Source organism: Pseudomonas sp. 05N434, from assembly GCF_056396965.1.
Map to the genome: position 1 here is coordinate 1 of NZ_JBFTMK010000196.1, position 12,206 is coordinate 12,206.

General features: G+C 59.6%; 10 protein-coding genes and 1 pseudogene. All 11 read left to right on the forward strand.

Going from position 1 to position 12,206, the window contains the following annotated elements:
* The first annotated feature begins 94 nt into the window (after positions 1–94).
* A complete protein-coding gene (locus tag AC1DLB_RS14280; protein ID WP_064618053.1) occupies positions 95–1,024 on the forward strand; it encodes a carbohydrate ABC transporter permease in 930 nt (309 codons plus the stop codon).
* A 10-nt stretch (positions 1,025–1,034) separates the two neighbouring features.
* The gene (locus tag AC1DLB_RS14285; protein WP_064618055.1) at positions 1,035–1,865 is read left to right on the forward strand and encodes a carbohydrate ABC transporter permease; all 831 of its coding nucleotides are present in this window, start codon (positions 1,035–1,037) and stop codon (positions 1,863–1,865) included.
* 32 nt (positions 1,866–1,897) lie between these two features.
* Positions 1,898–3,001, forward strand: a complete 1,104-nt coding sequence (locus tag AC1DLB_RS14290; protein ID WP_477785162.1) for an ABC transporter ATP-binding protein — start codon at positions 1,898–1,900, stop codon at positions 2,999–3,001.
* A gap of 16 nt (positions 3,002–3,017) precedes the next feature.
* Positions 3,018–4,493: a mannitol dehydrogenase family protein gene (locus AC1DLB_RS14295; protein ID WP_477743044.1), complete on the forward strand. Its 1,476-nt coding sequence runs from the start codon at positions 3,018–3,020 to the stop codon at positions 4,491–4,493.
* 126 nt (positions 4,494–4,619) lie between these two features.
* A complete protein-coding gene (gene xylB, locus AC1DLB_RS14300) occupies positions 4,620–6,116 on the forward strand; it encodes a xylulokinase (RefSeq protein ID WP_477743043.1) in 1,497 nt (498 codons plus the stop codon).
* A 13-nt stretch (positions 6,117–6,129) separates the two neighbouring features.
* On the forward strand, positions 6,130–7,068 hold the full coding sequence (locus AC1DLB_RS14305) for a carbohydrate kinase family protein (protein ID WP_064618063.1): 939 nt from the start codon (positions 6,130–6,132) through the stop codon (positions 7,066–7,068).
* A 395-nt stretch (positions 7,069–7,463) separates the two neighbouring features.
* Complete coding sequence (locus tag AC1DLB_RS14310) at positions 7,464–8,183, forward strand: hypothetical protein (RefSeq protein ID WP_477785163.1); 720 nt, start codon at positions 7,464–7,466, stop codon at positions 8,181–8,183.
* 47 nt (positions 8,184–8,230) lie between these two features.
* Positions 8,231–10,303: a type VI secretion system Vgr family protein gene (locus tag AC1DLB_RS14315; protein WP_477743042.1), complete on the forward strand. Its 2,073-nt coding sequence runs from the start codon at positions 8,231–8,233 to the stop codon at positions 10,301–10,303.
* A complete protein-coding gene (locus AC1DLB_RS14320; RefSeq protein WP_477785164.1) occupies positions 10,300–11,151 on the forward strand; it encodes a DUF4123 domain-containing protein in 852 nt (283 codons plus the stop codon). The genes AC1DLB_RS14315 and AC1DLB_RS14320 overlap by 4 nt, the downstream gene beginning before the upstream one ends.
* Positions 11,120–11,959, forward strand: coding sequence for a hypothetical protein (locus AC1DLB_RS14325; RefSeq protein WP_477743040.1), 840 nt, complete (start codon positions 11,120–11,122; stop codon positions 11,957–11,959). The genes AC1DLB_RS14320 and AC1DLB_RS14325 overlap by 32 nt, the downstream gene beginning before the upstream one ends.
* Before the next feature lies 1 nt (position 11,960).
* Positions 11,961–12,206, forward strand: a pseudogene (locus AC1DLB_RS14330) (hypothetical protein); the annotation flags it as partial.

A 12,206-nucleotide genomic window follows, 5' to 3' on the forward strand; every position in this document is an offset into this window, starting at 1 on the left:
CTTCGCGACCCAGCGGGAGCAAGCTCCCTCACCACACAAGCCTCGCCCCTACAGTTGATCTTCATTTGTCTGTTCCCAATCGGTTCTGATCGCCATGAATACTTCAACCACTGTCAAAGCTCACATGGACATCCCGCAACCGGTGCGTAAAAGCCGGTTGACCAACCCCGGCTGGTTTCTGGTCAGCCCCTCGGTGGCGTTGCTGCTGCTGTGGATGATCGTGCCGTTGGGCATGACCATTTACTTTTCGATGATCCGCTACAACCTGCTCTACCCCGGCGAAAACGAATTCGTGGGGCTGGAGAACTTCAGCTACTTCCTGAGCGATTCGGGTTTCCTGCCCGGCGCCACCAATACCCTGTTGCTGGTGGGCAGTGTGTTGCTGATCAGCGTGGTGTTCGGCGTGTTGATCAGCGCTTTGCTGGAGGCCAGTGAGTTTCTCGGTCGCGGCATCGTGCGAGTGATGTTGATCTCGCCGTTCTTCATCATGCCCACCGTCGGTGCACTGATCTGGAAGAACCTGATCTTTCACCCGGTCTCGGGAATTCTCGCCTACATCTGGAAGCTGTTCGGCGCGCAGCCGGTGGACTGGCTGGCGCACTACCCGCTGCTGTCGATCATCATCATTGTGTCCTGGCAATGGTTGCCCTTCGCGATCCTGATCCTGATGACTGCCATGCAGTCCCTCGACCAGGAACAAAAGGAAGCCGCGCGCCTGGACGGTGCCGGCCCGATCGCGATTTTCTGGCACCTGACCTTGCCGCACCTGGCCCGGCCAATTGCGGTGGTGGTGATGATCGAAACCATCTTCCTGCTGTCGGTGTTCGCCGAAATCTTCACCACCACCAACGGTGGCCCCGGTTACGCCTCGACCAACCTCGCCTACCTGATCTACAACCAGGCGCTGGTGCAGTTCGACGTCGGCATGGCCTCCGCCGGTGGTTTGATCGCGGTGGTGATTGCCAACATCGCGGCCATCGTGCTGGTGCGCATGATCGGCAAAAACCTGACAGACAAAGCCTGAGGCCCGCGCCATGACTCTTCAACAATCCCGTCGTCTGCAAAGCCTGCTGCTCGGCACCCTGGCCTGGGCCATCGCGATCGTGATTTTCTTCCCGATCTTCTGGATGGTGCTGACCAGTTTCAAGACCGAAATCGACGCCTTCGCCACGCCACCGCAGTTCATCTTCACGCCGACGCTTTCGAACTACCTGCACATCAACGAGCGTAGCGATTACTTCAGCTTCGCCTGGAACTCGGTGGTGATTTCCTTCAGCGCCACCGCTTTGTGCCTGCTGATCGCGGTGCCGGCCGCCTATTCCATGGCGTTCTACGAAACCCAGCGCACCAAAGGCACGTTGCTGTGGATGCTCTCCACCAAGATGCTGCCGCCAGTGGGCGTGCTGATGCCTATCTACCTGTTGGCCAAGAGCTTTGGCCTGCTGGATACGCGAATCGCGCTGATCGTGATCTACACGCTGATCAACCTGCCGATCGTGGTCTGGATGGTTTACACCTACTTCAAAGACATCCCCAAGGACATCCTCGAAGCCGCACGCCTGGACGGCGCCACCCTGTGGCAGGAAATGGTCCGGGTGCTGCTGCCGATCGCCAAGGGTGGCTTGGCTTCCACGGTGTTGCTGTCGCTGATCCTGTGCTGGAACGAGGCGTTCTGGTCGCTGAACCTGACCTCGTCCAAAGCCGCGCCACTGACCGCACTGATCGCCTCTTACTCAAGCCCCGAAGGTTTGTTCTGGGCCAAGTTGTCGGCGGTGTCGACCCTGGCTTGCGCGCCGATACTGATCTTCGGCTGGATCAGCCAGAAACAGCTGGTCCGCGGCCTGTCGTTTGGCGCCGTGAAATAGCCCTCAAAGAATAAACATAACGGAGCGCCATCATGGCCAACCTGAAAATCAAAAATCTGCAAAAAGGCTTCGAAGGTTTTTCTATTATCAAAGGCATCGACCTGGAAGTGAACGACAAGGAATTCGTGGTGTTCGTCGGCCCGTCGGGTTGCGGCAAGTCCACCCTGCTGCGGCTGATCGCCGGCCTTGAAGAAGTCAGCGGCGGCACCATCGAGCTCGATGGCCGCGACATCACCGAAGTCAGCCCGGCCAAGCGCGACCTGGCGATGGTGTTCCAGACCTACGCCCTSTACCCGCACATGAGCGTGCGYAARAACATGTCSTTCGCCCTCGACCTGGCCGGTGTAGCGAAAGCCGAAGTCGAGAAGAAGGTCGGCGAAGCAGCGCGCATTCTGGAGCTCGGGCCGATGCTCGAACGTAAACCGAAACAGCTGTCCGGCGGTCAGCGTCAGCGCGTAGCGATCGGCCGGGCCATCGTGCGTAACCCGAAAATTTTCCTGTTCGACGAACCGCTGTCCAACCTCGACGCCGCCCTGCGGGTGCAAATGCGCCTGGAACTGTTGCGCCTGCACAAAGAACTGCAAGCCACCMTGATCTACGTGACCCACGATCAGGTCGAAGCCATGACCATGGCCGACAAAGTCGTCGTGCTCAACGGCGGCAAGATCGAGCAGGTCGGTTCGCCACTGGACCTGTATCACCAGCCGGCCAACCTGTTTGTCGCAGGTTTTCTCGGCACACCGAAAATGGGCTTCCTCAAAGGCAAAGTCACCCGTATTGAAAGCCGGGGCTGCGAAGTGCTGCTGGACGCCGGCACCCGCATCACTCTGCCGCTGAGCGCGGCCAACCTGAGCGTCGGCGGCGCGGTGACCCTGGGCATACGCCCGGAACACCTGGAGCTGGCACAACCTGGCGACTGCACGTTGCAAGTCACCGCCGATGTCAGCGAACGTTTGGGCAGCGACACCTTCTGCCATGTGCTGACGTCGTCCGGCGAAGCGTTGACCATGCGCGTTCGCGGCGATCTGGCCAGCCGTTATGGCGAAACCCTGAGCCTGCACCTGGACGCCGAGCACTGCCATTTATTCGATGCCGACGGCGTGGCGCTGACCCGTCCACTGCGCGCCGCAGCCTGATCTCAGAGAACATGCGATGAAACTGAATAAATCCAACCTCAACCGCCTCGCCCCCAAGGTGGCCCTGCCCGCCTACACCCTGAGCGACACTCGCCAGGGCATCGCGCACATTGGCGTCGGCGGTTTCCACCGCGCACATCAGGCGTACTACACCGACGCCTTGATGAACACCGGCGAAGCACTGGACTGGGCCATCTGCGGGGTCGGCCTGCGCACCGAAGACCGTCGTGCCCGGGACGATCTCAAAGAACAGGATTACCTGTTCACCTTGTTTGAACTCGGCGATACCGACGACACCGAAGTGCGAGTCATCGGCGCGATCCGCGACATGCTGCTGGCCGAAGACGGCGCCGAGGCGCTGATCGATAAACTGGCCAGCCCCGAGATCCGCATCGTCTCGCTGACCATCACCGAGGGCGGCTACTGCATCGACGACAGCAACGGCGAGTTCATGACGCATCTGCCACAGATCCAGCACGACCTGAGCAATCCGAACACGCCGAAAACCGTGTTCGGCTTCCTCTGCGCCGCGCTGGCCAAACGGCGTGCCGCCGGCACGCCCGCGTTCACGCTGATGTCCTGCGATAACCTGCCGCACAACGGCGCGGTGACCCGCAAAGCCTTGCTCGCATTCGCCGCCCTGCGCGATGCCGACCTGCGCGACTGGATCGAGCGCAACGTCAGCTTCCCCAACGCCATGGTCGACCGCATCACGCCGATGACCAGCATCCAGCATCGCCTGCAATTGCACGACAAACACAGCATTGACGACGCCTGGCCAGTGGTCTGCGAACCGTTTGTGCAGTGGGTGCTGGAAGATAAATTCGTCAACGGTCGCCCGGCCTGGGAAAAAGTCGGCGTGCAGTTCACCGACGACGTCACGCCTTACGAAGAGATGAAGATCAAACTGCTCAACGGCAGTCACCTGGCCCTGACTTATCTGGGTTTTTTGAAGGGTTACCGCTTCGTTCACGAAACCATGAACGACCCGCTGTTCGTGCGCTACATGCGCGCCTACATGGACCTGGACGTGACGCCGCAACTGGCGCCGGTGCCGGGCATCGATTTGACCGAGTACAAAAACACCCTGGTGGCGCGCTTCTCCAATCAGGCGATTGCCGATCAACTGGAGCGGGTGTGTTCGGACGGCTCATCGAAGTTTCCGAAATTCACCGTGCCGACCCTCAACCGCTTGATCGCCGACGGCCGCGAGACCAAACGTGCGGCGCTGGTGGTGGCGGCCTGGGCGCTGTACCTCAAAGGCGTGGATGAGAACGGTCAGACCTATGCAATTCCGGATCCGCGGGCGGCGTTCTGTCAGGCGCTGGTGGCCGATGATGCATTGATCACCCAGCGGCTGCTGGAGGTTGAGGAGATTTTCGGCACGGCGATTCCGCGTTCGCCAGAGTTCGTCGCGGCGTTCGAGTGGTGCTGTAACAGCTTGCGGGAAGTTGGCGTGACGCAGACGCTCGAACGAGTGCTGGCCGTCTGATTATTCCCACGCTCTGCGTGGGAATGCAGCCCGGGACGCTCCGCGTCCCATCCAGAAGCGGACGCAGAGCGTCCATTGATGCATTCCCACGCAGAACGTGGGAACAATCTTCGGTAGGGTGTTTCCATGGCAAACCAACAACTATTCCTGGGCATCGACTGCGGCACCCAAGGCACCAAAGCCGTGATCCTCGACGCACACAGCGGTCAGGTCCTCGGTCAGGGCGCTGCTGTCCACAGCCTCATCAGCGGCCCCAATGGCCGTCGCGAGCAAGACACTGCCCAGTGGCTGGAAGCCTTTACCCAGGCCACCCGTCGCGCGTTGCTCGCCGCGGATGTCGATGGTCAGGCCATCCTCGGCATCGGCGTTTCCGGCCAGCAGCATGGTCTGGTGCTGCTCGACGATCACGGCCAGGTACTGCGCCCGGCCAAGCTCTGGTGCGATACCGAATCCACCCCGGAGAATGGTCGTCTACTGGCTCATCTGGGCGGTGAAAAAGGCTCCCTGGAGCGCCTCGGCATCGTTATCGCGCCGGGCTACACCGTGTCCAAGCTGCTCTGGACCAAAGAACAACACCCGGAAATTTTCGCCCGCATCGCCCGTATCCTGCTGCCCCATGACTACCTCAACTATTGGCTCACCGGTCGCAGTTGCAGCGAGTACGGCGATGCGTCGGGCACCGGCTATTTCAACGTACGTACGCGCCAGTGGGACTTGCAACTGCTGCGCGACATCGACCCCAGCGGGCGCCTGCAAGCCGCGCTCCCGGAGCTGATCGATGCCCACCAGCCGGTCGGTACGATCCTGCCGGGCATCGCCGAGCATCTGGGCATCAACCCCAAGGCCCTGGTCTCCAGCGGCGGTGGCGACAACATGATGGGCGCGATCGGCACCGGCAACATCAAGCCCGGCGCGATCACCATGAGCCTCGGCTCTTCGGGGACGGTCTACGCCTATGCCGAGCAGGCGCACGTCAGTCCGGACGCCTCGGTGGCGACGTTCTGTTCCTCCAGCGGCGGCTGGCTGCCGCTGATTTGCACCATGAACCTGACCAATGCCACCGGCGCGATTCGCGAGTTGTTCGAACTGGATATCGAGCAGTTCAACGCCTTGGTCGAACACGCGCCGATTGGTGCTGAAGGCGTGTGCATGCTGCCGTTCCTCAATGGCGAACGCGTTCCCGCCCTGCCCCATGCCAGCGGCAGCCTGCTGGGGTTGACCATGACCAACCTGACCCGGGCCAACCTGTGCCGCGCCGTGGTGGAAGGCACCACCTTCGGTTTGCGTTACGGGCTGGACCTGCTGCGCCACAATGGCTTACAAAGCCGCAGCATCTGCCTGACCGGAGGCGGCTCGAAGAGCCCGGTGTGGCGGCAAATCGTCGCCGACATCATGAATACGCCAGTGATTTGTACCGAACAGAGCGAGGCCGCGGCGCTTGGCGCAGCGATTCAGGCGGCGTGGTGCAAGTCTTGGGCAAACGGCCACGAAGACAGCCTGGCGGACTTGTGCGAGCGCTGCGTGAAGCTCGACCTGGCCAGTGAAACCCTGCCGATTGCAGAAAATGTACAGGCCTGTCAGCAGGCCTACGAACGCTATCAACAGCATGTCGCAACCCTTTAAAGAGCGAGCAACTATGTATCTGGTGTGTGGTGAAGCGCTATTCGATTTCTTCAGCGAAGACGATGCCAGCGGCCTGGCATCCAAAGTGAATTTCAAGGCAATTGCCGGCGGCTCGCCGTTCAACGTTGCAGTGGGGTTGCGCCGCTTGGGCGTGGATGCCGCGCTGTTTGCCGGACTGTCGACCGACTACCTCGGCCGCCGCTTGCAGCAAGTGCTGCAGGATGAAGGCGTGCGCCCGGATTACCTCGTGGACTTCGCCGCGCCGACCACGCTGGCGATGGTCGCGGTCGGTGCCAATGGCTCACCCCACTACAGCTTTCGCGGCGAAGGCTGCGCGGATCGGCAGTTGAGCCTTGCGCATCTGCCGCAACTGGGGCCTGAAGTGCGCGGCTTGCACATCGGCTCGTTCTCGCTGGTGGTGCAACCGGTTGCCGATACCTTGCTGGCGCTGGTGCAGCGCGAAAGTGGCAAACGCCTGATCAGCCTCGACCCGAACGTGCGCCTGAATCCCGAGCCGAACATCGAGTTGTGGCGTTCACGGATCGCCACCCTGGTGGAGCTTGCCGACCTGATCAAGGTCAGCGACGAAGATTTGAGCCTGTTGTATCCCGAGCAGGATCCGCAGCGCGTGATCGAAGGCTGGCTGGAGCATCGTTGTCAGTTGGTGTTCCTGACCCGTGGCGGTCAGGGGGCGACAGTGTTCAGCCGGGCTCATGGCACATGGTCGGTGCCGGCCTGTTCGGTGAAGATTGCCGACACCGTTGGGGCTGGCGATACCTTCCAGGCGGCGCTGATTACCTGGCTGACCGAGCAGCAGCTGGATTCGGTTGCGGGTGTGCAGCGGCTGAGCCGTGAGCAGATTGACGGGATGCTCAGGTTTGCGGTGAGCGCCGCCGCGTTGACCTGCAGCAAGACCGGGCCGGATTTGCCGTATCGGCGGCAGTTGAGCTGAAATACACACCCCATACCTCCTCTACTATGGCAGGTCCTGATTTCAGGGCCTGCCGCAGGACTTGAATAAAAGACAGCTTGCATATCTTTCTTCATTGAGCGCTACATCTTTTCTCCCATTATATTTTTTAGATATAGTCTTATTGCAATTTAAAAAATAAAACCCGTACAAAAGATAAGCGGTCATTGACAGCTTTATATTTTTTATGCCCGAGAAAATTTATAGCGATTTATACTTGCAACTATTCCAAAAAATAATCATATGCAGCCAACTACAACCAGTTAGTTACTTGACCGCTACATGCCTTCAACTAGTATCTTTTCCACGCACGGCGCAGGTAAGGACAATTGCTGTGCGAATCCTTATACCACCACAACAGGAAAAGGAACTCCAACATGGAAAGTGTCGCTATCTCAGCTGCCCAAATTAACTGGAACGGCGGACAACGCATTACGCTCACCGCAGGTGATACAGCCACCTGTACCGCGCTTAGCCCAGGCCAGCTGTATGGGATCTTTATCTACAACTCCGCGCAAAATGACAACAACTCGACTGTCTCCGTGAACTGGAGCAACAGCCAGCCGCCCGTACCGATCACGGTACCTGGCACCACGGCCAATGCAGGCCTGGCATCGTTGGGTTTTGTCTCGGGCACCGATACTCAAACCGTTTCGGTCTCACTGTCCAGCAACGCCGGTAAATCACAGGTCGAAATCTGGCTGGGAAGTGTCAGCATGCCGACCAACACATCGGGGCTCAGCAACTATCCGCTGCCGGCCGATGGTGAGCAGCATCCGTTCAACAAGTACACCCGCTACTATGCGGTCCCTCCATCGAAATGGATGAACCTGACGATCACCAGCACCATTACACAGTTCCTCTCTTGCCAGTTCCGTGAGGCGCAAGCGACCGTGTTCGTCGTCAATGAGACGTCGAACGGCCTGCTCTCCGGCCAGGTCACCACGATCGGGCCTACTGCTTTTTTATATGGCGTAGCGGTCAATTGCCTCGAAAAGTGCCTGTATTCATCGTGCAAAACCTCAGCTATAGGGGAAAGYCCTACAAGCGTCAGGCCCCTGACCTACGGCATTTTCGCCTTGAACATGGCCATTTAATACTGCACCATCCGCCCCCTGCTTTTTCAAAGGACGGAATTCAAGGCATGCTGGACGCAAACGCAATCCATATCTCCCTCACCCTCGAAGGCGTTTCCGTCGACCTTCAGGTGCTCAGCTTCATCGGCCGCGAGGCCCTCAACCAGCCGTTCTGTTTCGACATCGAACTGGTCAGCACCCGCCCCGACCTGAAACTCGAAGAGCTGCTGCACAAGCCCGGTTGTCTGACCTTCGGCGCCACCGGCCAAGGCAAAATCCACGGACTGGTGTACCGCATCGAGCAAGGCGATTCCGGCAAGAGCCTGACCCGCTACAGCATCAGCCTGGTGCCGCAACTGGCTTACCTGCGCCACAACCACGACCAACAGATTTTCCAGCACCTCAGCGTGCCGAAGATCATCGCCCAGGTCCTCGAGGCCCGCGGCATTCTGGCCGACGCCTACAGCTTCCAGCTCGGCGCGATCTACCCGGAGCGCGTGTACTGCGTGCAGTACGACGAATCCGACCTGCATTTCATCCAGCGCCTGTGCGAAGAGGAAGGCATCCATTTCCACTTCCAGCACTCGACCAGCGGCCACAAACTGGTGTTCGGCGATGACCAGACGGTGTTCCGCAAGCTGGCGCCAGTGAGCTACCAGCAGGACTCCGGCATGGCCGCCGAAAAACCGGTGATCAAGCGCTTCAACCTGCGCCTGGAAACCCGCACTACCCGCGTCAGCCGCCGCGACTACGACTTCGAAAAACCCCGGCTGCTGCCGGAAAGCGCGGCCAAAAGCGCGTTCGCCCCGGACCTCGAAGACTACGACTACCCCGGCCGTTTCACCGACCGCGCGCGCGGCAAGCAACTGGCAACCCGTGCCCTCGAGCGCCATCGCAGCGACTACCAACTGGCCGAAGGCAAAGGCGACGAACCGACCCTGGTCAGCGGCCACTTCCTGGCCCTCAGCGAACACCCGCGCGCCGAATGGAACGACCTGTGGCTGCTGCTGGAAATCGTCCACGAGGGCAAACAGCCGCAAGTGCTCGGCGAGAACACCACCAGCGACGTCACCGACAACAAGGACGACTTCCACCAGGGCTACCGCAACCGCTTCCTCGCCACCCCGTGGGACGCGCACTTCCGCCCGGCCCTGGAACACCCGAAACCGCAAGTGCTGGGCAGCCAGACCGCCATCGTCACCGGCCCGCCGGGGGAAGAAATCCACTGCGATGAATACGGCAGGGTCAAGGTGCAATTCCACTGGGACCGCGACGGCCAGGCCGACGACAAGACCAGCTGCTGGCTACGCGTCGCCAGCGGCTGGGCCGGCAACGCCTACGGCGGCATCGCCATCCCACGAGTCGGCATGGAAGTGCTCGTCACCTTCCTCGAGGGCGACCCCGACCAACCGCTGATCACAGGCTGCCTGTACCACAAGGAAAACGTCGTCCCCTACGACCTGCCGGCGAACAAGACCCGCAGCACCTTCAAAACCCTCAGCTCGCCGGGCGGCAAGGGCTACAACGAGTTTCGCATCGAAGACAAGAAAGGCGCGGAACAGATCTACCTGCACGCCCAGCGCGACTGGGATGAAAACATCGAGCACGACCAGAAAATCCGCGTCGGCAATGAACGGCATGACACGATCGAAGCCAACGTGTTCAGCGAGTTCAAGGTGGAAGAGCACCGGATTACCCATCTGGACCGCAAGACCGAAGCACGGGCGGATGATCACCTCACCGTGGGCGTGACCCAGCACGTGAAGATCGGCACGGCGCAGTTTGTCGAGGCGGGTCAGGAGATTCATTACCACGCCGGGGAGAAGGTGGTGGTCGAGGGTGGCATGGAGCTGACGGCCAAGGCTGGCGGGAGCTTTGTGAAGATTGATGCGGGGGGTGTGACGATCAGTGGGGCTGAGGTGAAGGTCAACTCGGGTGGCGCTCCCGGCGCGGGCACGGGGATTCAGATTCTCGACCCCGTCATCCCCTGGGCCGCCGCCAAAGACAAGGCCGGTGCCCTGCTCGTCCCGGCCGCCGTGCAAATGGCCATGGCCAAAGCCGCCCGAGCTGCCGGCGACATCCGCTGCCCGATTTGCGAAGCCTGCCGTGAAGGCAAATGTGATTTGGGGGCAACAGCATGAGCGACGCACTGARCAACTGGCTTGGCGAACAAGCAAAACTCAATCGCGTCCTGATCCTGGCCCTCGACAGCCTCGCCGAACCGAACCCCGTCACCTCGCTCTACAGCGCAGGCCTGATGCAGCGCTCGGTGCAACTCTATCGACGCACCCAATACGCCGAGTTCGCCGCCATCAGCCCGTGGCTGACCGAACTGCACAACCCCGGCGCCGATGCCTTTCGCCAACTGCTGGACGACCCACAGCGCAACTGGGGCTGGATCGGCAGCATGGACAAGGCCGACCTCGACGGCTTGACCCAACACTGGCAAGCGCGAATGGTGATTGAGGAAGACGGCGAACGCTCGTTGTTCCGTTTTCAGGACAATCGCGTGATTGCTCGCTGCCTCGCCAACCTGAGCGAGGCCGAACGCCCCTTGCTGCTGGGCCCGATCAGCAGCGTGCTGTATTGGGACAAGGAGCAGTGGAAAAGCGCGGATAACGCCAGGCCCGGCACGTACCCGGTGCCAAACCCCGCGCCGTGGATGCGAATTCCAAACTCGCCGGAACGTACGCGCAGTATCTTGCGCGAAAATCTTAAGCGCTGGTTGCTGGTGTACCACATCGAGGCCGCCGCCAAACTCTCCGAAACCCGCAACGTCCGCGAATGGCTGGAAGAACAGATGGACCTGCTTGAGGCCTGGCAATGGAACACGCCGGAACAGCGCGAGTTCATGCTCAGCCTCAGACTTGATCCCAAGTGCGCGGACGATGTGGCTTGGCAGCCGCTGCCGGGTGAGACGCCAGAGCAACATTTTGCGCGGTGTCAGCGGGTGTTTGATGCGCAGCTGGGTCAGTCAGAGCGTGGGTGAGGTGGAGGTGTCYGACGCAACCTTTTCGGGACGTTTGCTTTGGTTGTTCGCTGTTGCGGGTGTCATGGCGGTTTCTGGTTGTTCGGTTAGGTCTGCTGACAGTTTTACGCTGGTGACGGAATTGCCGCCGGGGTTCAAATTTAAAGGTGAAGCCTCCTACGTTCCTCGCACGGGGGAAAGCTGTACAGTCCCGGTTCGGGAAGGAAGAAACTATCCAGGAAAAAAAAATTTTAAACAAGAGCTTAGTAACGAAGCGCAAACAGCATACTTTGAAGTCCCACTGTACAGTAACGAAGGTGGCTGCCCCTTGGTACTTTATAACTTCGGATATCAGGTTGACGCGAAGTACGGTGCTGATCGGCTCGATTTAGGCAGGGCGTTCACGGGGATTTCCTTTCGGGATGGATCYGCAGAAGCCCCAAGCCCTCCCCCTGTCTTGGTATTACAAAAGAGGTGCGAATGGTTGTTTCGCACTGCAGGGCCTGATCGTTACATTGTTAAGATTCTGAAATGTAAATCTGTGGAATCGCTGGATCAGGCAAGTGACTCAGATGTAAAAGGTCCTATGCAACGTGCTCAGTTTGCGAGAAAAACGATAAAAGTCGTCTTTTCAATTGCGAAGGAAGAAACCCCATATATGGGAGATACATGGGTTAAATTCCCCGAAGGCTGGAAGCGGTGCATGGGGAAAAACCTTGCAGACGCTTATGCGTTTTGTCGCGGTAACACTACCGACTTCAAGCCCTTTAAAATGCCGGATGGGCGTGATTGCACCATCTACCCAAACTGCACTGAACAAGGACAATAAAATGTTTTCTCGAGACTTTTTCACTGGGCTTGTTCGAGCTGCGGCCATCGGCTTGGGGACGCTCGGGGCTACAGGATGTTCAGTCGCACAACAGGATAGCTTCACGCTGGTAACCGAATTGCCACCTGGTTTCAGCATTAAAGGCGAAGCATCCTATGTACCTCGTACGGGAGAGAGTTGCACAGTGCCTCCCCGAAAAGGCAGAAATTATCCAGGCTTAAAGTTCTTTGAACAGGAGCTAAGTAAC